The sequence below is a fragment of the Cellulosimicrobium sp. TH-20 genome (assembly GCF_002105775.1).
Classification (GTDB): domain Bacteria; phylum Actinomycetota; class Actinomycetes; order Actinomycetales; family Cellulomonadaceae; genus Cellulosimicrobium; species Cellulosimicrobium funkei.
In genome coordinates, this window is record NZ_CP020857.1 from 4,041,508 (window position 1) to 4,063,130 (window position 21,623).

The window sequence follows — 21,623 nt, forward strand, 5'->3', positions numbered from 1 at the left end:
TCAGCTCTTGAGCAGGTTGACGTCGTCGACCGAGGCGGACCGACGGGTGCGGAAGATGGACACGATGATCGCGAGGCCGACGACGACCTCCGCCGCCGCGACCACCATGACGAAGAACGCGAGGACCTGGCCGGTCACGTCGCCGTGGATGCGAGCGAACGTCACGAACGCGAGGTTGGTCGCGTTGAGCATGAGCTCGATGCCCATGAACACGATGATCGCGTTGCGGCGCAGCAGGACCGTCGCCGCACCGATCGCGAAGAGGATCGCGGCCAGCACGAGGTAGTGGGTGAGCTCCATCAGTCCTCTCCTCCCGGGGTCGCGCCGGGCACGCGGGACCGGCCCGGGTCGTCGGGACCCCCGACGTCGCCGGCGGGCGGCTCGCCCTCGGGCTGCTCGGCCGTCGCGGCCTGCACCACACGCTCGTTCGCGTCCTGGGCCCGCAGCGCGGGCAGGGCACGGTGCGGCTCGTGCTCGACGAGCACGTCGCGCTCGGCCTCGAGGATCGTGCCGGCCGAGCGCTCCTGGCCACGGATCCGCAGGATGCGGGACACCGACTCCTCGATGGGCCGCCCCTGCGGGTCGAGGGCCGGCGTGTCCATCGCGTTGTTCTGCGCGTACACGCCGGGCGCGGCGAGCGGCGTGAGTCGGCCGCCCGAGGGCAGTGCCGCGACCTTCGCGTCCGCCTGCTCGCGCTGGCCGACCTTCGGGGTGAGCCGGCGCCGGTGCGTGAGCACGAGCGCCGAGACCGCGGCGGTGATGAGCAGGATGCCCACGACCTCCATCGCGAACACGTAGTCCGCGAAGAGCACGCGTGCGAGCGCCGTCGGGTTCGTCACCGCGTTCGCGGCCTCGAGACCGACCGCGGGCGGGAACGCCGCCTGCGAGACGACGCCGACCAGCACGGCCCCGAGCCCGAGCCCGAGGAGCACGCCGATCCAGCGCTGGCCGCGGATCGTCTCGACGAGCGAGTCCGACGCGTCGACGCCGACGAGCATGAGCACGAAGAGGAACAGCATCATCACGGCGCCCGTGTAGACGACCACCTGGACGACGCCGAGGAACGGCGCCTCCTGCGCGATGTAGAGGATCGCGAGGTCGACCATGACGAACATGACCGCGATGGCGGCGTGCACCGCCTTGCGCGCGAAGAGCAGCGAGAGCGCCGCGAGCACCATGAGGGGGGCGAGGACCCAGAAGAGGACCGCCTCGCCGCCGCCCCCGATCACCGCGCGCCCTTCCGGGCCGACGGACGGGCGGACCGCCCGGACGGCTGCGTGACCCGCCGGACCTCCGGCTCGCGGCCCGCCGGCTCCGGCGGGAGCGTCGGGTCGTCCGGCCGGTGCTCGCGCACCCACTCCACCTGCTCGGCCACCGGTCCGCTCACCTCTCCGCGGTAGTACTCGGTGTCCGACGTCCCGGGCACCATCGGGTGCGGCGCGGAGAGCATGCCCTCGCGCAGCGGCGCGAGCAGGTCCTGCTTCTCCCAGATCATGCCCTCGCGCGTCGGCCCGGCGAGCTCGTACTCGTTGGTCATCGTCAGCGCGCGCGTCGGGCACGCCTCGATGCACAGCCCGCAGAAGATGCAGCGCAGGTAGTTGATCTGGTAGACGCGGCCGTACCGCTCGCCGGGCGACATGTGGCCGCCGTCGGGCAGGTCGGCGTTGTCCGCGCCCTCGACGTAGATCGCGTCCGCGGGGCACGCCCACGCGCACAGCTCGCACCCGATGCACTTCTCGAGCCCGTCGGGGTACCGGTTGAGCTGGTGCCGGCCGTGGTAGCGCGGCTTGGGCGGCACCTTCTGGCGCGGGTACTGCTCCGTCACGGTCGGCCGGAACATCGAGGAGAAGGTCACGCCGAACCCGGCGACGGGCGCGACGAGCTCGCGAAAGCCCTTCGCCTGCGGGCGGCGGACCTCGTACTCGCCCGGCCGGTCCGGCTTCTGGTCGTCAGCCACGGTCGACCTCCTTGTCGTGCGGTGTGTCGCGGGGGGCACCGGCACCCGGTGCGGACGTCCTGGCCGCGCCCGCGTCGTCGGGCACGAGGGCCCGACGGCGCGGCGAGGGCGGGAGCGACTGGCCGGGCAGCGGCGGGACGGGGAAGCCGCCGGCGAACGCGTCGAACGGCTCGGGCGCGGCGCCCGCGGCGCGCGGAGCGGCGCCGGGTGGCGCCTTCTTCTCTGGCCAGAACCAGACGACGACCACGACGACGAGCGCTATCGCGACCGCGATCCCGATGAACACGCGCAGGTCCACGTCGAGGAACTGGCGCACGGCCTGGGCGACGGCGAGCAGCACGAGCCACGCGAGCGCGAAGGGGATGAGGACCTTCCAGCCGAAGCGCATGAACTGGTCGTAGCGCAGGCGCAGCAGCGTGCCGCGCACCCACACAAAGAAGAACATGACGGCCCAGACCTTGACGAGGAACCAGAGGATGGGCCACCAGCCCTCGTTGAACATCCCGTCGTTGATCGCCGAGAGCGGCCACGGGGCCCGCCAACCGCCGAGGAACAGCGTCGTCGCGACCGCGGAGACGTTGAGCATGTTGATGTACTCCGCGAGGAAGAACCACGCGAACTTCATCGACGAGTACTCGGTCATGTACCCGGACACGAGCTCGCCCTCGGCCTCGGGGAGGTCGAACGGCAGGCGGTTCGTCTCGCCGACCATGGAGATCACGTAGATGACGAACGCCGGCAGGAGCGGGAGGAACCACCACAGCTGCGTCTGCGAGTCGACGATGCGCGAGGTCGACATCGACCCCGCCATGAGGAAGACGGAGACGAGCGACAGGCCCATCGCGAGCTCGTAGCTGATGACCTGGGCCGTCGAGCGGACCGACCCGAGCAGCGGGTACGTCGAGCCGGACGACCAGCCGCCGAGCACGATCCCGTACACGCCGAGCGACGCGCACGCGAGGATGTAGAGCGTCGCGACCGGGAAGTCGGTGAGCTGGGCGGGCGTCACGTAGTCCGTGAACGGGATCTGCACCTCGGGCCCGAACGGGATGACCGCGAACACGAGGAGCGCGCAGAACACGGAGATCATCGGCGCGAGGAGGTAGACGAACTTGTCGGCCGCCTTGACGGTGATGTCCTCCTTGAGCAGGAGCTTCATCGCGTCGGCGAGCGACTGCAGCAGGCCGAACGGGCCGTGCCAGTTCGGGCCGGGCCGCACCTGCATGCGGGCGACGACCTTGCGCTCGAACCAGATCGCGAACAGCACGCTCGTCAGCAGGAACACGAGGATGAGGACGGCCTTGACGAGGTACGTCCAGCCGTTGTCCTGCGAGAAGTTCGCCGTGATGCCGGGCACCGCCGGCGTCTCGGTGGCCAGCGCGTGGAGCGCGTGCAGGCCGCTCATGCGCCCTCCCCTCCGTCGGTGGTCCCCGGCTCGAGCCGGACGAGGTCGCCCGGCACCGCGCCGAGCGTGGCGTGCACGGACGACCCCGGCGAGCGCAGCGGCAGCCACACCACGTGGTCGACCATGTCGGTCACCACCACGGGGAGCGTCACCGCGCCCCGGTCGGTGACGACGCGCACGAGCTCGCCGTCGAACACGTCGACCGCGGCGGCCGTGGCCGCCGAGAGGCGGGCCACGGGGCGCTTGGCCGTGCCGGCGAGGTACCGCTCGCCGTCCTGGCCGCGCGCGTCGTCGAGCAGGAGGCGCCAGCTCGCGAGGACCGCGGTCCCCGGCGCGACGGCGGGCGGCTCGGTCGCGTCGACCGTGGGCGCCGCGGCGCGCGCGCCGTCCCACGCGCCGTCGCCCACGAGCTGCTCGAGCTCGGCGCGCACGGCCTCGAGCGTCGACAGGCCGAGCGGGGCGCCGGCGGCGTCCGCGAGCGCGTCGAGCACGCGGTGGTCGGGCATCGCGGTCGAGGCGAGCGCGGCCGGGAACGGGCGCACGCGCCCCTCCCAGCTGACGAACGCCCCGGCCCGCTCCACGGGCGGCGCGACCGGGAGCACGACGTCGGCGAGCTCCGTCACCGCCGAGCGCCGCACCTCGAGCGAGACGACGACGTCCGCCGCCTCGAGCGCGCGGCGCGCGTGCGCCGGGTCGGGCAGGTCGTCGAGCTCGAGCCCGCCCACGAGGACGCCCGCGAGCTGGCCGACCGAGAGCGCGTCGAGCATCTCCCCCAGGTCGCGGCCCGGCGCCGTGGGCAGCCCCGCGGGGTGGTCCTCGGTGGTCGCCGCGCCCCACACTGTCGCGACGTCCACGCGGGCCGCGGCGTCGGCGACCGGGCGTCCGCCCGGCAGAAGGTTGGGCAGCGTGCCCGCCTCGACGCCGCCACGCTCGCCCGCTCGGCGCGGCACCCAGGCGAGGCGTGCCCCCGTCGCGGCGACCGCGCGCAGCAGCGCGCTGTACCCGCCGGGCGTCGCGGCGAGCCGCTCGCCCACGAGGACGACCGCCCCTGGCTGGCGGAGCGCGTCGCTCGCGTCGGCGAGGACGTCGTCGGTGCCGCTCGCCTCGTCGAGCGTGCGGACCCGGTCGCCCGCGGCGATGCCGTCGAGCCACTCGGCCTCGGTGCCCGGGGCGGCGGGGAGCAGCGTGCCGTGCATGCGCTGCACGCCGCGCGACGCGAACGGCGCCACGGAGAACACACGGACCCGGTGCCGCAGCGCGCCCTTGCGCAGGCGCAGGAACGCGACGCCCGCCTCCTCCTCGGCCTCGAGGCCGACGAGCAGGACCGCGGGGGCCTTCTCGAGGTCGGGGAAGGTCACGCCGAGACCCGTGCCGGCCACGGCGTGCGCGAGGAAGTCCGCCTCCTCCGCGCTGTGCGCGCGGGCCCGGTGGTCGACGTCGTTCGTGCGCAGCCACGTGCGCGCGAGCTTGGCGTACGCGTAGGCGTCCTCGACCGTGAGCCGCCCGCCCGGCAGGACGCCGACCCCGCCCGCGTCGCGGGCCCGGGTCAGGGCGTCGGCCGCGACCTCGAGCGCCTCGGCCCACGAGGCCGGGCGCAGCTCGCCGCGCGTGACGGTCCCGTCCGGCGCGACCTCGCGGTCGCGCACGAGCGGGTGCGTGAGACGGTCCGGCGCGGACTGCCACGTGAAGGCGAAGCGGTCCCGGTCGGTGATCCACTCCTCGTTGACCAGCTGGTCCTGGCCCGCGAGGCGGCGCAGCACGACGCCCCGGCGGTGGTCGACGCGGATCGCCGACCCGGACGAGTCGTGCTCGGCGACCGACGGCGTCGAGACCAGGTCGAACGGGCGCGACCGGAAGCGGTACGCCGCCCCCGTGAGCGCGCCGACCGGGCAGATCTGCACGGTGTTGCCGGAGAAGTACGACGCGAACGGGAGGCCCGCCTCGTCCTCCAGGGCCAGGCCCACCGGGCGGTCGCCGGGCGCCTCGCCCGCGGGGGGCGCGAAGTCGAGCACGGCCTCGTCGAAGCGGCCGATCTGCTGCGCGGCGCCGCGCTTCTGCAGGTCGATGAACGCGTCGCCCGCGATCTCCTGGGAGAAGCGCGTGCACCGCTGGCACAGGACGCAGCGCTCGCGGTCGAGCAGGATCGTCGTCGAGACGGCGATCGGCTTGGGGAACGTGCGCTTGACGTCGACGAACCGGCTCGTCGCGCGCCCGTTGCTCATCGCCTGGTTCTGCAGGGGGCACTCGCCGCCCTTGTCGCACACCGGGCAGTCGAGCGGGTGGTTGATGAGCAGCAGCTCCATGATCCCGTGCTGCGCCTTGTCGGCGACCGGGCTCGTGCGCTGGGTCTTCACCACCATGCCCGGCGTCGCCTCGAGCGTGCACGACGCCTGCGGCTTCGGCATGGGCCGCACGTTGCCCTCGCGGTCGGGCGCCGCGACCTCGACGAGGCACTGGCGGCACGCCCCGGCGGGCTCGAGCAGCGGGTGGTCGCAGAACCGCGGGATCTGGATCCCGATCTGCTCGGCCGCACGGATCACGAGCGTGCCCTTGGGCACCGACATCTCGATGTCGTCGATCGTGAACGTCACCTGGTCCGCGGGGGCCGGGGTCTTGGCCGCGCCGCCCGAGGGCGCGACGGCCGAGGAGCCGGTGCCCGGGGCGGGGGTCGTGGTCGTCATCAGTGCACTCCTGCCGTCAGGACGCGGGCCGGGCGGGGCGTGTAGTCGAAGAGCGCCGAGGCCGCCGGGTCGAACGGGCAGCGGTGCTCCGTGATGTGCGCCTCGTACTCGTCGCGGAACAGCGCGATGCTGCTCGTGACGGGCGACGTCGCACCGTCGCCGAGCGCGCAGAACGCGCGGCCCAGGATGTTGTCGCACGTGTCGAGGAGCAGGTCGAGGTCGGCCTCCGTGCCCTGGCCCGCCTCGATGCGCGCCAGCACCTGCTTCATCCAGTACGTGCCCTCGCGGCACGGCGTGCACTTGCCGCACGACTCGTGCGCGTAGAAGTCGGTCCACCGGCTCACGGCCCGCACAACGCACGTCGTCTCGTCGAAGAGCTGGAGCGCGCGCGTGCCGAGCATCGAGCCCGCCGCGGCAACTGACTCGTAGTCGAGCGGGGTGTCGAGGTGCGCGTCGGTGAACAGCGGCGTCGACGAGCCGCCCGGCGTCCAGAACTTCAGCGCCTTGCCCCCGCGCATCCCGCCCGCGAGGTCGAGCAGCTCGCGCAGCGTCGTGCCGAGCGGGGCCTCGTACTGCCCCGGCCGCGTCACGTGCCCGGAGAGCGAGAACAGGCCGACGCCGGCCGAGCGCTCCGTGCCCATCGAGGTGAACCAGTCCGCACCGCGCGCGACGATCGACGGCACGCTCGCGATCGACTCGACGTTGTTGACGACCGTCGGGCGCGCGTACAGGCCCGCGACCGCGGGGAACGGCGGCTTGAGCCGCGGCTGCCCGCGGCGGCCCTCGAGCGAGTCGAGCAGCGCCGTCTCCTCGCCGCAGATGTAGGCGCCGGCCCCGGCGTGGACCGTGACGTCGAGGTCGAAGCCCGACCCGAGCACGTCCTTGCCGAGGTAGCCCGCCTCGTACGCTTCCTCGACCGCGCGCAGCAGGCGGCGGTACACGTGCAGCACCTCGCCGCGCACGTAGATGAAGGCGTGCCGGCAACCGATCGCGTACGACGTGATCGCGACGCCCTCGACGAGCGCCTGCGGGCTCGCGAGCATGAGCGGGATGTCCTTGCACGTGCCCGGCTCGGACTCGTCCGCGTTGACGACGAGGTAGCGCGGGCCGCCGTCGGGCGCGGGCAGGAAGCCCCACTTCATGCCCGTGGGGAACCCGGCGCCGCCGCGGCCGCGCAGGCCGGACGCCTTGACCGTCGCGACGACGTCGCCCGGGTCCTGCCCGAGCGCGGCGCGCAGGCCCGCGTAGCCGCCGCGGTCCAGGTAGGACGCGAGCGTCCAGGACCGGTCCGCGTCCCACGTGTCCGACAGGACCGGGGTCAGCGGGTCCGGCGCCGGGCGGGTCTCGGTGCTCTGCTGCTCGCTCATGCGTCCGCTCCCTTCGACGGGTCGGGCTTCGTGCCGGGCGACTCGGCCTTGCCGCCGGGGTCGACGTCGGCGTCGGTCGTCGGCTTCCGCTCGGCGCTCGACTGCGCCTCGCCGGCGTCGGGCGTACCGCCGGCGGGGGCGCCGCCGTCGGGGGCCGCCTCGGCGTCCGTCTCAGCGGCCGGGGCGGTCCAGCCGTGCTCGCGCGCGAGCCGCAGGCCGGCGAGGGTGGGCTCGCCCGCGCCGACGCCCTCGTCGGCGCGGCCGTCGGGGAAGCCGGCGAGCACGCGGCTCATCTGCTTGAACGTGCACACGCTCGCCGCGCCGCGCGTCGGGGCGACGGGCTCGCCGGCGCGGAGCCGGTCCACGACGTCCGTCGCGCTGCCGGGGGTCTGGTTGTCGAAGAACTCCCAGTTGACCATCATCACGGGCGCGTAGTCGCAGGCCGCGTTGCACTCCACGCGCTCGAGCGTGATCGCGCCGTCCTCGGTGGTCTCGTCGTGCCCGACGCCGAGGTGCTCAGACAGCTCGTCGAAGATCGCGTCGCCGCCCATGATCGCGCAGAGCGTGTTCGTGCAGACGCCCACGGTGTAGGTGCCGTTGGGGTGGCGCTTGTACTGGGTGTAGAACGTCGCGACGGCGGAGACCGCGGCCGCGGTGAGGCCGAGCTGCTCCGCGCAGAACAGGATGCCGTCGCGCGACACGTAGCCGTCCTCGGACTGCACGAGGTGCAGCATCGGCAGCAGCGCGGAGCGGGACTCGGGATAGCGCGCGACGATCTGCGCGGCGTCGGCGGCGAGCCGCGCCGTCGTCTCCGCGTCGTACCCGGGGCGCGCCCGCCCGGCGGGCGTCCCGTCCGTCGCAGGTCCGGCGTCGATGGTCATCGGTCCACCCCTCCCAGCACGGGGTCCAGGGACGCGACCGCGACCACGACGTCGGCCACCTGGCCGCCCTCGCACATCGCCGCCACGGCCTGGAGGTTGTTGAACGACGGGTCGCGGAAGTGCGCCCGGTAGGGGCGCGTGCCGCCGTCGGACACGAGATGCACCCCGAGCTCGCCGCGCGGGTGCTCCACGGTCTGCCACGCCTGCCCCACGGGGACCCGGAAGCCCTCGGTGACGAGCTTGAAGTGGTGGATCAGGGCCTCCATCGAGGAGCCCATGATCTCCTTGATGTGCTCGAGCGAGTTGCCCTGGCCGTCGCTCCCGATCGCGAGCTGCGCGGGCCACGCGATCTTGCGGTCGCCGACCATGACGGGCTGCCCCGCCGTCGCCTCGAGGCGGTCCAGGCACTGCGCGACGATGTGCAGCGACTGGTAGCACTCCTCGAGCCGCAGCACGACGCGGTCGTAGCAGTCGGCGCCCGTCGCGGTCGGGACGTCGAAGTCGTACGTCTCGTAGCCGCAGTACGGGTCGGCCTTGCGCACGTCGTACGGGTGGCCCGTCGAGCGCAGCACCGGCCCGGTGACGCCGAGCGCCATGCAGCCCGCGAGGTTGAGGTGCCCGACCCCGACGAGGCGCCCCTTGAAGATGGGGTTGGCGAGCATGAGGTCGCCGAGCTGGCCGAGGTAGCGGCGCACGAGCGGGTCCGCCCGGCGCACCTGCTCGACGAGGTCCGGCGGCACGTCCTGCGCGACGCCGCCCGGGCGGACGTACGCGTGGTTCATGCGCAGCCCCGTGACCGCCTCGAAGATCCGCAGGATCTCCTCGCGCGCGGTGAACGCGATGGTCATGACGGTCGTCGCGCCCATCTCGTTGCCGCCCGTGCCGAGGCACACGAGGTGGGACGCGATGCGGTTGAGCTCCATCATCAGCACGCGGATGACGCTCGCCCGTTCGGGCACGTCGTCCGTGATGCCGAGGAGCTTCTCGACCGCGAGGCAGTACGCCGTCTCCTGGAACAGCGGCGCGAGGTAGTCCATGCGGGTGCAGAACGTGACGCCCTGCGTCCACGTCCGGAACTCCATGTTCTTCTCGATGCCCGTGTGCAGGTAGCCGATGCCGCAGCGCGCCTCGGTGACCGTCTCGCCGTCGATCTCGAGCATGAGGCGCAGCACGCCGTGCGTCGACGGGTGCTGCGGACCCATGTTGACGACGATGCGCTCCTCTCCGAGCGCGGCGGCCGCGACGGCGCTCTCCGCGATCTCGGCCCAGTCGCCGCCGGACGCCTCGAAGCTCGGGACGCCGGGGTCGAAGTCGCCGACGGGCGGACGGGTGGCGTGCGGGGCGCCGCCGGGGGCGCCGGTGGTGTGCGTGCTCACGAGTACGACCTCCTCGTGTCGGGCGGGGGCACGGTCGCGCCCTTGTACTCGACGGGGATCCCGCCGAGCGGATAGTCCTTGCGCTGCGGGTGGCCCGGCCAGTCGTCGGGCATCTCGATGCGCGCGAGCGACGGGTGGCCGTCGAAGACGATGCCGAAGAAGTCCCACGTCTCGCGCTCGTGCCAGTCGTTCGTCGGGTAGACGGACGTCGTGGTCGGCACGTGCGGGTCCGCGTCGGGCACCGACACCTCGAGCCGCAGCCGCCGGCCGTGGGTGATCGAGGTCAGGTGGTAGACGGCGTGCAGCTCGCGGCCGACGTCGTGCGGGAAGTGCACGCCGCTCACGCCGAGGCTCAGCTCGAAGCGCAGGTCCTGGTCGTCGCGCAGCGCCCGGCACACCTCGACGAGGTGGTCGCGGTGCACGTGCAGCGTGAGCTCGGCGTGCGCGCCGGGCGGGTCGACGACGACGCGCTCGACCGCGGCGTCGAACCCGACGCCGGACGTCTCGAGCACCTCCGCGAGGACGTCCACGACCTCGTCGAACCAGCCGCCGTACGGACGGGCGCTCGCGCCCGGCATCGCGACGGGCTGCACCAGGCCGCCGTAGCCGGACGTGTCGCCCGAGCCGTGGACGCCGAACATGCCCTCGCGGACCTCGACGACCTCGAGCGTGCGGGGCGACCCGGCACCGGTCACGAGGTCGGCCGACCGGGGGCCGTTCACCTCCTCCGGCTGCGGCACCGGCGTGCCGGCGCCGCTCTTCTCGTCCGTCACCGCAGCAGCCCCTTCATCTGGAACGTGGGCGTCGCCTCGAGCGCCGCCGCCTCGGCGGCGCGCGCCGCCTCCTTGCGGTTCACGCCGAGCGGCTCGTGCTGGATCTGGTCGTGCAGCGCGAGGATCGCGTTGATGAGCATCTCCGGCCGCGGCGGGCAGCCGGGCAGGTAGATGTCCACCGGGACGACGTGGTCGACGCCCTGGACGATCGCGTAGTTGTTGAACATGCCGCCGCTCGACGCGCACACGCCCATGGACAGGACCCACTTGGGCTCGCTCATCTGGTCGTAGACCTGCCGCACGACCGGCGCCATCTTCTGGCTCACGCGCCCGGCCACGATCATGAGGTCCGCCTGGCGCGGCGACGCGCGGAAGACCTCCATGCCGAAGCGCGACAGGTCGAACCGCGACGCGCCCGCCGCCATCATCTCGATGGCGCAGCACGCGAGGCCGAAGGTCACGGGCCACAGCGACGCCTTGCGCAGGTACCCCGCGAGGTCCTCGATCGTGGTGAGCAAGAAGCCCGAGGGAGCTTCCTCGATCCCCATGGTGTCTCTCCTAGTTCTCTCGCCGGTGCCCGCCGGGGCCCCCGCTGGGTGCCACCGTCAGTCCCACTCGAGGCCGCCGCGGCGCCACTCGTAGACGAACGGGACGGTGATGAGCGCGAGGAACGCGAGCATCGCCACCAGCCCGAACGTCGCGAGCGTCGCGAAGTCGACGGCCCACGGGTAGAGGAAGACGACCTCGATGTCGAAGACGATGAACGTCATCGCGACGAGGTAGTACTTGATCGGGAAGCGCCCGCCGCCGACGGCGTGGGGCGTGGGCTCGATGCCGCACTCGTAGGCGTCGAGCTTGGCGCGGTTGTACCGCTTGGGGCCGATGACCGCGCTCGCGGCGACGCCGCCGAGCGCGAGCACGGCGGCCACGCCCATGAGGACGAGCAGCGGGACGTACGGGTTGGTCATCGTCGACTCCTCGAGTGGGGGCTCGGGACGGGTCTCCCCGGACGGCGTCGTCCGGGTCCGCGGTCAGGTGGTGCGAGTGCCGGCGCTGCGTGGTGCGCGGGTGCCGGCCCACCTCGTGGGCTCATGACGATGGCACCACCCTGGTCAGCCCGGCGATGACGCGGTCGACCCAGTCGCCGCCGCGGGGCTCGTAGCAGTCCGACAGGAGCTTGAGGACGAACCGCATGACGACCGGGCGCGGGAGCCCGTAGCGCGTGCAGATCCGCATGATCTCGGGGTGCTCGATGAGCTTCACGAAGTACCGGCCGAGCGTGTAGTAGCCGCCGAGCTCGCGCCGCATGAGGCGCGGGTACGTCTGCAGCGCACGCTCGCGCCCCGCGTCGGTGAGGCGCACGCGGGACTGGGCCACGACGTCGGCCGCGGCCCGCCCGGCCTGCATCGCGTACGCGATGCCCTCGCCGTTGAACGGGCTCACCATGCCGCCCGAGTCCCCGACGAGCAGCACGCCGCGCGTGTACAGCGGCGTGCGGTTGAAGCCCATGGGCAGCGCCGCGCCGCGCACCGGGGCGAGCCGGTTCTCCTCCGTGAACTCCCACTCGGGGGGCGCGTTGCGCATCCAGGTGGCGAACAGGTCCTTGTAGTCGACGTTGGCCGCGGACTGCCGCGCGGGCGTCGAGCTGACCGAGCCGAGGCCGACGTTCGCCGTGCCGTCGCCGAGCGAGAAGATCCAGCCGTAGCCCGGCAGGAGGTTCGACTCGCGGGGCTTGCCGTCCCACAGCTCGAGGTGGGACTCCATCCACGGGTCGTCGTGGCGGGGCGTGCGGAAGTAGGTCCGGACGGCGACGCCGATCGGGCGGTCCTCGCGCCGCGCGAGGCCGAGGGCGAGCGCGAAGCGGGACGAGACGCCGTCGGCCGCGATGACGACGGGCGCCCGGTAGGTGACCTCGTCCCCGGCGCGCCGGCCCTTCTCGTCCACGGGGCGCGCCGTGACGCCGACGACGCGGCCCGTGCGCTCGTCGAGGACGGGGCCGGTGACGGCGGTGCGCTCGAGCAGCTTGGCGCCGGTGCGCTGCGCGTGCTCGGCGAGCGTGCGGTCGAACGAGTGGCGCGCGCGGGCCATGCCGTAGCTGGGGTACGACGCGAGGTCCGGCCACGCGAGCTCCCACGAGCGGCCGCTCGCGACGACGCGCAGCCCGCGGTTGCGGATCCAGCCGTCCTCGGCGCGCGTGGGGACGCCCATGCGCACGAGCTCGGCGACCGCGCGCGGCGTCAGGCCGTCGCCGCAGATCTTGTCGCGCGGGAACGCCGACTTCTCGAGGAGGAGGACGCTCAGGCCCGCGGCGGCGCAGTAGTGGGCGGCCGCGGAACCGGCCGGGCCGGCGCCCACGACGATCACGTCGGCGTCGTCGAGCCTCGCGCCCACCGTGCCCACCTCGCCGTCCCGTCGTCGGAGTCCTCGTGCGATGCTCCACCGTGGCCCGGCTCGGGACACGGTGCACCCACTGTCCTTGTGAAGTCGGTCACAATGGACACCGCCACTCTAGTCACTCCGGACGGGAGATGTGTAGCAAGGCGACCCTTCCCTGGGAGATCCTGTGACGAAGGTCCCGGCACGCGGCGACACCCGACCCTGGGGACGAGGACTCGCGGGCAAGGGGGCCGGCGCCACGATGGCCTAGCCTCCCGCGCGTCCGCGCCCGCCCGGGGCACCGTCGTCCCAGGTCAGCGCCGCGCACGCGTGCCGACGCGGCCGCGCGCCGCCGGGGTCGCCGAGAAGGCCCCGCGCGGCACGCGCGGGGCCTCGTCCTGGTGTGGCGTCAGGCCGGGCGCACGCCCCGGTGCAGCGCGACGATCCCGCCGGAGAGGTTGCGGTAGGCGACCTTCTCCCAGCCCGCGCGCAGCAGGAGACGACCCAGGCCCTGCTGGTCCGGCCACGCGGCGATCGACTCGGCGAGGTACTCGTACGACCCGCCCTCGCGCGTCACCGCCGAGGCGATGCGCGGCAGCGCCTGGACCAGGTACTCCTGGTACAGGACGCGGAACGGCGCCCACGTGGGGGTCGAGAACTCGCAGATCACCACGCGCCCGCCCGGCCGCACGACGCGCAGCATCTCGCGCAGCGCCCCCTCGGTGTCGACGACGTTGCGCAGCCCGAACGAGATCGTCACCGCGTCGAACGTGCCGTCCGCGAACGGGAGCCGCGTCGCGTCCCCGGCGACGAACGGGAGGTCCGGGCGGCGCTCCTTGCCGACCTGGAGCATGCCGATGGAGAAGTCGCACGGGACGACGCGCACGCCGTCGTCGGCGAACGGCTCCGAGGACGTGCCCGTCCCGGCCGCCAGGTCGAGGACCTTCTCGCCTGGCAGCGCGCCGACCGCGCGGACCGTCGCCCGGCGCCACGCGCGGTCCTGCCCGAGCGACAGGATGTCGTTGGTCAGGTCGTACCGGGAGGCGATCCCGTCGAACATCGACGCGACCTCGGAGGGCTTCTTGTCCAGGTTGGCACGGGGCATGGCGCCCATGCTTCCACGTCCCCGCGCCCGCGGTCGCACCGCCGCGGCTTACGCTGGGAGGCGATGAGCGCAGAACCGTCGGCCACGGCCGCACAGCCCCACCCGCTGGTCGTGAGGACCACCCGGATCCCCGACCTGCCCGGCGGCCTCGACGCCCTCGTCGACCTCCTGCCGGACACGCGGCCCCTCGCGTGGGTGCGCCGCGGCGACGGGATCGTCGGCTGGGGCGAGGCGCTGCGGCTCGAGACGTGGGGCCCCGGCCGGTTCGCCGACGCCGAGGCCGCGTGGCACGAGACGCTCGCGCGCGCGGTCGTGCGCGACGAGGTGGGCCTGCCCGGCACGGGCCCCGTCGCGTTCGGCTCGTTCGCGTTCGACGACTCCGCGCCGGGCGACGACGCCCACGACCCGGTCCGGGCCGGCGGGGTGCTCGTCGTGCCGCGCGTCGTCGTCGGGCGACGTGACGGCCACGCGTGGCTCACGACGGTCGACACCGCCGGCTCGCTGTCCTCCTCCCCCACGGACGCCCTGCGCCGCACGCCGCGCGAGCCCGTGCGCGCGCCGGGTGCGGTGGCCTGGCACGACGGCGCGCTCGGCGCCGACGACTGGGCCGCCGTCGTCGCGGAAGGCGTCGAGCGCATCCGCTCGGGCGCGCTGGAGAAGGTGGTGCTCGCGCGCGACGTCGTCGCCCACACGAGCGAGCCCGTGGACCCGCGCTGGCTGCTCGCGCGCCTCGCCTCCGCCTACGAGGCGTGCTGGACGTTCTCGGTCGACGGGCTCGTCGGCGCGACCCCCGAGCTGCTCGTCCGCAGCGAGAAGGGCCTCGTGACGTCCCGCGTGCTCGCCGGCACGATCCGGCGCGGCGGCCTGTCCGACGACGAGGCGCTCCTGCGGGCCGCGCAGCTCGCCCGGTCGTCGAAGGACCTGGAGGAGCACGAGTACGCCGTCCGGTCCGTGGCGCAGGCGCTCGCCCCGTTCTGCTCGTCGATGAACGTCCCCGACTCCCCGTTCGTGCTGCACCTGCCGAACGTCATGCACCTCGCGTCCGACGTGACGGCCGTCCTCGCGCGCGGCGCGAGCGCGCCCGGGGCGTCGGGCGGCGCCGCGGCGGGGCCGACGAGCCTGGCGCTCGCGGCCGCGCTGCACCCGTCCGCGGCGGTGTGCGGGACACCGACGGTCGTCGCTCGCGACCTCATCCGCGAGATCGAGGGCATGGACCGCGGCCGGTACGCCGGCCCGGTCGGGTGGCTGGGCGCCGACGGCGACGGCGAGTGGGGCATCGCGCTGCGCTCGGCCGAGCTGTCGGGCACCGACCCGCGCTCGGTGCGGCTCTTCGCCGGGTGCGGCATCGTCGCGGCGTCCGACCCGGCGGCCGAGGTCGCCGAGTCCGAGGCGAAGCTCGAGCCGATGCGCTACGCGCTCGGCGACGCCTGACGCCCCACCGCCCCGCGCCCGTACCCCGGCGGAAGGCCCCCGACGAGAGACCCCCGGACGACGACGAGCGGCCGGCACGGAGATCCGTGCCGGCCGCTCGGTGCGGTGGGCCGCCGGGGCGGGGACGTCCCCGACGGCCCACCGTCCCGCCACGGTCAGAGGAGGTGGCGGGACGGGGTGCGGCGCCAGCTCAGCCCTGGCCGCCGAAGAACCAGTCGAACGGGTTCGGGACGTTGCCCGGGTCGGTCGGGTCGCCCTGCTGACCCTGGTCGCCCTGCTGGCCGCCCTGGTCGCCCTGGCCGGGGAGCTGCCCCTGGCCGTCCTGGCCCGGCGTCTGCCCCTGGCCGTCCTGCGACCCCTGGCCGGTGGTCTCGTCGTCCGCCGGGCGCGTCGCGAGGGTGACGTCGAGCTCGAGCGTCTTGCCGTCGCGGACGACGGTGAGCTTCGACTCGGCGCCCGCGGCCCGCTCGCGCACGAACGCGGTGAGCGACTCCGCCCCGCCGACCGGGTGGCCGTCGATGGCGACGATCACGTCGCCCGAGCGGATGCCCGCGTCGGCGGCCGGCGAGCCGTCGGTGACCTCCTGGACCTCGGCGCCGCGGCGCGTGACGCCGTCGGCCGTCGCGGTCGCGTCGGCGAGCGTCACGCCGAGGAACGCGTGCTCCGCGGTGCCGTTGTCGACGAGCTGCTGGCCGATCGTCTTGGCGAGGTTCACCGGGATGGCGAACCCGAGGCCGATCGAGCCGGACTGGCCACCGCCGCTCGACAGCGTGGCGATCGACGACGTGATGCCGATGACCCGGCCCTGCGCGTCGAACAGCGGGCCGCCGGAGTTGCCCGGGTTGATGGCCGCGTCGATCTGGATCGCGTTGGTGACGACGGACGTGCCGCCGCCCTCGCCGGACGCGGACACCGGGCGGTCGACGGCCGACACGATGCCGGTCGTGGCCGTGTTCGCGAGGCCGAGCGGGTTGCCGACCGCGAGGACCGACTCGCCGACGGTCACGTCGTCGGAGTCGCCGAGCGTCGCGGGCTGGAGGTCGTCGGGGGCGTCGACGAGCTGCACGACGGCGAGGTCCGTCGCCGGGTCGAGCCCGACGATCTTCGCGTCGAACAGGCGGCCGTCGCTGAGCGTGACCTGGACGGTGTCGTTCTCGGCGCCGGACACCACGTGGTTGTTCGTCACCACGTGGCCCTTGTCGTCGATGATGACGCCCGAGCCCTCGGCCCCGCCCTGCGGGGTCTGGACCTGGATCGCCACGACCGACGGCGCGACGGCCTTGGTCACGGCCTCCCAGTCGGGGTTCTGCGACGACGAGTCGGCGACGGGCGCGGCCGACGTCTCGTGCTGCTGGCCGACGTCGGCGAGCGACGCGGAGTCCTGGTCGGCGCCGAACGCGCCCGTGAGGCCGGCGGTGCCGACGCTCGCGAGGAGCGCCGCGGCGGCCGCCGCGCTGACGACCGGCACCCAGGTGCGGCGGCGCTGCGGGGCGCCGCTCTCCCCGGCGGTGGCCGGGGCCGGCGGTGCGGGCGGCGGGCCGAAGCTGCCGGACGGCGTGTGCGCGCCGGGGGCGGGCGCGCCCTGCGCGGGTCGCGCGTACGGGTTCGCCGGCGCCGCGGTGGGCGTGTGCCCCGCGGGTGCGGTGGCGTGGCCCGTCGGGGCGGGCTGCGGCGTCGTGAGGTGCTGCACCGGGTGCGGCGGGAGCGGCTGCGTCGGGTGGCCGGTCGGGTGCGCCGACGGCCGGACCGGTGCGTGCTCGCCCGCGGTCGCGGCCGGCAGCGGCTGCGTGGCGTCGGGCGTCGGGACGGGGGTGGGCTCGGTGCCCGGGGTGTTCGTCATGGTGGGCCTCCTTCTTCTGCCCACTACTTCACACCGCCGCGCTTGAACGACGCTTGAACGAACCTGGGAGTCCGCTGCGAGTTTTTCCGCGCCCCTCAGCCGCCCGAGGACAGCGACGCGCGCACCGCCGCCCGGACATCGTCCGCCAGGACCAGGCTCTCGCGACGGCGCTCCGCGCGCCCGACACGCACCTCGAGGACCTGGACGCCGTGGCTCGGTGCCGCGAGCGCGTGCCGCAGCGAGGGGACGTCCTGGACGAGCTGGTGGTCCACCCCGTACCCCGCGCACAGCGGCGCGAGGTGCGCGCCGTGCGGCGTCGCGAAGACGCGCTCGAACGTGCGGCGCGCGCTCTCGGACGACTCCCCCAGCGCCCCGGGCTCGAGCCCCGCGAAGATCGCGCCGCCGTCGTCGTTCACGACGACGAGCTGGAGGTCCGCGTGCGGCTCGCCCGGTCCGCGCAGCAGCCCGCCGACGTCGTGGAGGAAGGTGAGGTCGCCGAGCAGCGCGCGGGTGCGCCGGTGGCCACGACCCGTCGCGAGGGCCGCGCCGAGCGCCGTCGACACGGTCCCGTCGATGCCCGCGAGCCCGCGGTTGGCGAGCACGCGCGGGCCGGGCCCGTCGAGGCCGAGCACGAGGCCCAGGTCGCGCACCGGGCTCGACGAGCCGACCACGAGCAGGTCGTCCGGGCCGCCCGCCGCGGCGACCGCGCGCGCGACGCTCGGCCCGTCGGTCCGGGCCCCGTCGGTCGCCGCCGCGACGACGGCCGCCGCCGCGGCCGACGCCGCCTGCCAGCGCTCGGCCCAGCCCGTGGCGGACGCGGGCTCGAGCCACCCCGCGGGCACCACGGGGAGCACGGTCGAGGCGTTGCGCGCGGCGTCGGGCCAGGGGCGCGAGCCCGGTGCCACGACGGTCACCGCGACGTCCCCGCGCCCGAGCAGCCGCTGCACCGGCCGCGAGAGCGTGGGCCGCCCCAGCACGACGACGTGCTCCACGTCGTCCACGAGCGCGTCCACCCCGAGCACGAGCGGGTGCGCGACGACGAGGCGCGAGCCGCCCGCCGCCCCGGACGACGGCTCGGCGAGCAACGGCCAACCGCGCGCCTCGGCGAGGTCGCGCGCGACGGGACCCGCGCCGTCGCCCGCGACGACGACCGTCCGCTCGCCGGGCACCGGCAGCGCGACGGGGGCGACCGGCGTGCCGAGCGGCTCCGTGACGTCGCCCGGCGCGACGGCGGTCGGCACAACCGCGGAGGCGGCCGGCACGACGACGACCGGGCGGACACCGGGGAGGTCCGGGTCGGGTGCGGCGGGCGCGGTGGGCCCGGCGAGCGCGGCGTCGGGAGGGGTGCCGGGCAGGCCGACGGGCACGAGCGGCTCGCGGTACGCGAGGTCGAGGTGCACCGGGCCGGGGTGCCCCGAACGTGCGCCCACGGCCTCGGCGAGCGCGCGCGCCGCGACGGCGAGGAGGTCGCGGACCTCGCCCGGGCGGCCGTCGGGCGCCGGGACGTCCGCGGCGAACCGCGTCGCGGGGCCGAAGATCCCGGCCTGGTGGGTCGTCTGGTTCGCGCCCGTGCCGCGCAGCTCGTGCGGCCGGTCGGCGGTGAGCAGCACGAGCGGGACCCCCGTGTGGTGCGCCTCGAGCACCGCGGGGTGCAGGTTCGCGACGGCCGTCCCCGACGTCGTGACGACCGCGACGGGCCGGGGCAGCGCGACGCCGCCGCGCACGAGCGGCCCCGCGCCGCGCGAGAGCCCGACGGCGAGGAACCCGGCCGCGCGCTCGTCGACGCGCACGTGCAGCGTGAGGTGGCCGAGCTCGGCCGCCGCCGCGAGCGCGTACGCGAGCGGGGCGCTGCGCGACCCGGGGGCGAGCACGACGTCCGCGACGCCCTCGAGCGCGAGGCGGTGCACGAGCGCGAACGCGCTGCGCACGGCGGGCGGCTGGGCGTCCAGGCCGTCGAGCAGCGGGTCGGGGGCGGCGCTCATCGCACGCCCCCGGCGGCCACGAGGCCGGCGACGCGGTCGAGCCGCGCGCGCCACCGCCGGTCGGTGCCCGGGTCGGGCGCGGTCGCCGCGAGCGCCTCCGCGCTCGGCGCGGGGCGGGCCACGGGCAGGGCCCCGTCGACGGGCACGAGCGGCGCGGCCACGACGTCGGCGGCGAACAGGTTCACGGTCGCGAGGCCGCACGCGTACGGCAGCGCGGGGAGCGCGGCGGCGAGCGCGACGCCCGCGGCGATGCCGACCGACGACTCGAGCGCCGACGACACGACGACGGGCAGCCGCACCTGCTCGGCGAGGTCGAGGCACGCGCGCACGCCGCCGAGCGGCTGCACCTTGAGCACCACGACGTCGGCCGCGTCCGCGCGCACGACGGCGAGCGGGTCCTCGGCGCGCCGGATCGACTCGTCCGCGGCGACGGGCACGGCGGTGTCGCCGCGCTGGCCGCGCCGCACGGCCGCGAGACCGGCCACGTCGGGGCACGGCTGCTCGACGTACTCGAGGCCGCCCGCCGCGCGGTCGAGGTGCGGGAGGCGGCGCAGCGCCTCCTCGGGGTCCCAGGCGCCGTTCGCGTCGACGCGCACCCGACCGCCCGGGCCGAGCGCGTCGCGCACGGCCTCGAGGCGCGCGACCTCGGCGTCGAGGGGTTCGAGCGTGCCGTCGGGCCCGCGCTGCGCGACCTTGACCTTGGCGGTGCGGCACCCGCCGGACGCGGCGACGAGCTCCCGGGCGCGGTCGGGCCCGACCGCGGGGACGGTGACGTTCACGGGGACCCGGTCGCGGACGGGGGCGGGCCAGCCGTCGTCGGCCGCCTCGTGCGCGGCGCGCAGCCAGGAGGCGGACTCGGCGTCGTCGTAGTCCCAGAAGGGCGAGAACTCGCCCCAGCCGGCGTCTCCGCGCAGGAGGACGCCGTCGCGCGCGTCGAGCCCGCGGAACCGGGTGGTGAGTCGGGTGCGGTAGACGACGGCGCGGGAGTCGGGCACGCGCCCAGGCTATGCCACGCGTCGTCGTCGGCCCGCGGCACCGACGCGGGCACGGCCGCAGCGCGCGGCCCTCACGCGTTGACGAGCACCACGACGACGAGGGCGACGATCACGGCGTTGAACGCGAACGCGACGACGGCGTGGGTCGTGACCATCCGGCGCGTGACGGAGTCGAGCACCGTGACGTCGGCGGTCGAGAAGGTCGTGCTCACGCCCGCCGCGAGGTACACGTAGTCGGCGTAGGCGCGCGGTCCCTCGCCGGGGAAAGCGAACCCGAGGCCGTCGCCGGCCGCGACGTCGCGGCGGGCGTAGTGCACGGTGTGGGACACGAGCACCGCGACCCACGACACGACGATGACCGCGACGCCGAGCACGGTCAGCGCGGGGGCCGCGGCCCACGCGACGCCCTGGGCCAGGGCGAACCCGACGAGCAGCGCCATGACCGCGAACTGGACGGACCACGCGGTCGACCCTCCTCCGAGGAGCAGCGTGCGGACGCGGCCGCGCCCGTCGGGGTGCGCTCGCAGCAGGGCCCGCTCGAGCTCGGGGCCGCGGCGCCCGGCGAACGCGACGCACGTCAGCGTGCAGGAGAGCCCGGCGAGCACGACCCACACGAGGAGGCCCGCCGCCACGGGGACCGTCCGGTCGTCGAGGCCGAGCGGGCCCTCCGCGAGGAGCACGACGACCGGGCCGGTCACGAGCGCGACGACGGTCGAGACGAGGGTCCGCGTGGTCTCGGGGACGAGGCGGTCGCGCAGGGCGGGTCGGGCGGTGGACGGGCGTCGGGTCATGGGCCGGGAGGCTACCCGGCGGCGGCGCCCGTCCTCAGCGCGGTCCGGGTGCCACGAGCTCGCCGACGAGGCGGACCGCGAGCGCCCGCACGTCACGTCCCTCGCTCAGCGCGCTCACGGCGGCGCCGTCGACGACCGCGACGAGGAGCGACGCCGCGACGTGGCCGAGGCCCCGCACGGCGAGGAGCTGCGCGACGGCGTCGTCCAGACCCTGCCGACCCATCCCGTAGGCCCGGGCGAGCGCCGGGTAGCGGCCGGCGCCGACGAGGTGCTCGTAGAAGCCCCGCAGCTCGCTCTCCCCGCCGGGCGGCAGGACGGCGTCCACGAGGACGCGCGCGTCCTCCCGAGCCCGGTCCCCGCCCTGTGCCGCGCGCTCGGCGGCGCCGTGCGCGTGCTCCGCCCACCCGGTGACGATGAGCTCGCCGGCCGCCCCCATGAGGTCGTCGAGGCCGGTGAAGTAGTAGGTGGTGGCGGCGAGCGGGACGTCGGCGCGCGTCGCGACGGCGCGGTGGGTCACCGCCGCGGGGCCGTCCTGGAGGATGAGGTCCGCGGCGGCGCGGACGATCGCGTCCCGGCGCGCGACACCGCGCGCCTGGCGCCGCGGTGCGGGTCGTCGGTCGGCGGTCTCGGTCGGCGTCGTCCCCACCCGCACACCGTAGGGCA

The 21,623-nt window shown here is 75.2% G+C and carries 19 protein-coding genes; 1 reads left to right on the top strand and 18 read right to left on the bottom strand.

Annotated elements, in window-relative coordinates; all coding sequences use genetic code 11:
• From nuoK to B8281_RS18110, 13 genes are all read right to left on the bottom strand, one after another.
• Complete coding sequence (gene nuoK / locus B8281_RS18050) at window positions 1-300, bottom strand: NADH-quinone oxidoreductase subunit NuoK (protein ID WP_021482715.1); 300 nt, start codon at window positions 298-300, stop codon at window positions 1-3.
• Window positions 300-1,178: an NADH-quinone oxidoreductase subunit J gene (locus B8281_RS18055; RefSeq protein WP_081599926.1), complete on the bottom strand. Its 879-nt coding sequence runs from the start codon at window positions 1,176-1,178 to the stop codon at window positions 300-302. Before B8281_RS18055 ends, nuoK begins: the two co-directional genes overlap by 1 nt.
• Window positions 1,179-1,225: 47 nt before the next feature.
• Complete coding sequence (gene nuoI, locus B8281_RS18060; RefSeq protein WP_061269247.1) at window positions 1,226-1,957, bottom strand: NADH-quinone oxidoreductase subunit NuoI; 732 nt, start codon at window positions 1,955-1,957, stop codon at window positions 1,226-1,228.
• A complete protein-coding gene (nuoH, locus tag B8281_RS18065) occupies window positions 1,950-3,362 on the bottom strand; it encodes an NADH-quinone oxidoreductase subunit NuoH (RefSeq protein ID WP_085388429.1) in 1,413 nt (470 codons plus the stop codon). The genes nuoI and nuoH overlap by 8 nt, the downstream gene beginning before the upstream one ends.
• Complete coding sequence (locus B8281_RS18070; protein ID WP_085388430.1) at window positions 3,359-6,043, bottom strand: NADH-quinone oxidoreductase subunit G; 2,685 nt, start codon at window positions 6,041-6,043, stop codon at window positions 3,359-3,361. Before B8281_RS18070 ends, nuoH begins: the two co-directional genes overlap by 4 nt.
• Window positions 6,043-7,410: an NADH-quinone oxidoreductase subunit NuoF gene (gene nuoF / locus B8281_RS18075; RefSeq protein WP_051027979.1), complete on the bottom strand. Its 1,368-nt coding sequence runs from the start codon at window positions 7,408-7,410 to the stop codon at window positions 6,043-6,045. The genes B8281_RS18070 and nuoF overlap by 1 nt, the downstream gene beginning before the upstream one ends.
• The gene (gene nuoE / locus B8281_RS18080) at window positions 7,407-8,291 is read right to left on the bottom strand and encodes an NADH-quinone oxidoreductase subunit NuoE (protein ID WP_085388431.1); all 885 of its coding nucleotides are present in this window, start codon (window positions 8,289-8,291) and stop codon (window positions 7,407-7,409) included. The genes nuoF and nuoE overlap by 4 nt, the downstream gene beginning before the upstream one ends.
• On the bottom strand, window positions 8,288-9,667 hold the full coding sequence (locus B8281_RS18085; protein ID WP_021481792.1) for an NADH-quinone oxidoreductase subunit D: 1,380 nt from the start codon (window positions 9,665-9,667) through the stop codon (window positions 8,288-8,290). The genes nuoE and B8281_RS18085 overlap by 4 nt, the downstream gene beginning before the upstream one ends.
• A complete protein-coding gene (locus B8281_RS18090) occupies window positions 9,664-10,389 on the bottom strand; it encodes an NADH-quinone oxidoreductase subunit C (protein ID WP_051876741.1) in 726 nt (241 codons plus the stop codon). Before B8281_RS18090 ends, B8281_RS18085 begins: the two co-directional genes overlap by 4 nt.
• A 47-nt stretch (window positions 10,390-10,436) precedes the next feature.
• On the bottom strand, window positions 10,437-10,988 hold the full coding sequence (locus B8281_RS18095; RefSeq protein ID WP_021481794.1) for an NADH-quinone oxidoreductase subunit B family protein: 552 nt from the start codon (window positions 10,986-10,988) through the stop codon (window positions 10,437-10,439).
• Between the two features lie 57 nt (window positions 10,989-11,045).
• The gene (locus B8281_RS18100; protein WP_021481795.1) at window positions 11,046-11,408 is read right to left on the bottom strand and encodes an NADH-quinone oxidoreductase subunit A; all 363 of its coding nucleotides are present in this window, start codon (window positions 11,406-11,408) and stop codon (window positions 11,046-11,048) included.
• A gap of 121 nt (window positions 11,409-11,529) precedes the next feature.
• Entirely contained in the window at window positions 11,530-12,831 is a 1,302-nt protein-coding gene (locus B8281_RS18105; protein ID WP_228485243.1) for a geranylgeranyl reductase family protein, read from the bottom strand.
• A gap of 394 nt (window positions 12,832-13,225) precedes the next feature.
• Window positions 13,226-13,921, bottom strand: coding sequence for a demethylmenaquinone methyltransferase (locus B8281_RS18110; RefSeq protein WP_043653744.1), 696 nt, complete (start codon window positions 13,919-13,921; stop codon window positions 13,226-13,228).
• A 63-nt stretch (window positions 13,922-13,984) separates the two neighbouring features.
• Here B8281_RS18110 and B8281_RS18115 point away from each other — a divergent pair, with 63 nt between their 5' ends.
• Window positions 13,985-15,352 (top strand): isochorismate synthase MenF, encoded by a 1,368-nt coding sequence (locus tag B8281_RS18115; RefSeq protein ID WP_085388432.1) that lies wholly within the window; start codon window positions 13,985-13,987, stop codon window positions 15,350-15,352.
• A 190-nt stretch (window positions 15,353-15,542) separates the two neighbouring features.
• Here the strand turns inward: B8281_RS18115 and B8281_RS18120 are convergent, their stop codons facing one another.
• The 5 genes from B8281_RS18120 to B8281_RS18140 form a co-directional block, all read right to left on the bottom strand.
• Window positions 15,543-17,192, bottom strand: coding sequence for a S1C family serine protease (locus B8281_RS18120; protein WP_085388433.1), 1,650 nt, complete (start codon window positions 17,190-17,192; stop codon window positions 15,543-15,545).
• 95 nt (window positions 17,193-17,287) lie between these two features.
• Window positions 17,288-19,174 (bottom strand): 2-succinyl-5-enolpyruvyl-6-hydroxy-3-cyclohexene-1-carboxylic-acid synthase, encoded by a 1,887-nt coding sequence (menD, locus tag B8281_RS18125; RefSeq protein WP_085388434.1) that lies wholly within the window; start codon window positions 19,172-19,174, stop codon window positions 17,288-17,290.
• Window positions 19,171-20,169: an o-succinylbenzoate synthase gene (locus B8281_RS18130; RefSeq protein ID WP_085388435.1), complete on the bottom strand. Its 999-nt coding sequence runs from the start codon at window positions 20,167-20,169 to the stop codon at window positions 19,171-19,173. Before B8281_RS18130 ends, menD begins: the two co-directional genes overlap by 4 nt.
• A 71-nt stretch (window positions 20,170-20,240) precedes the next feature.
• On the bottom strand, window positions 20,241-20,960 hold the full coding sequence (locus B8281_RS18135) for a DUF1345 domain-containing protein (protein ID WP_051028631.1): 720 nt from the start codon (window positions 20,958-20,960) through the stop codon (window positions 20,241-20,243).
• A gap of 34 nt (window positions 20,961-20,994) precedes the next feature.
• Window positions 20,995-21,606 carry a TetR/AcrR family transcriptional regulator gene (locus B8281_RS18140; protein ID WP_085388436.1) on the bottom strand — a complete coding sequence of 204 codons (612 nt, stop codon included), beginning with the start codon at window positions 21,604-21,606 and terminating at the stop codon, window positions 20,995-20,997.
• Window positions 21,607-21,623: the final 17 nt, after the last annotated feature.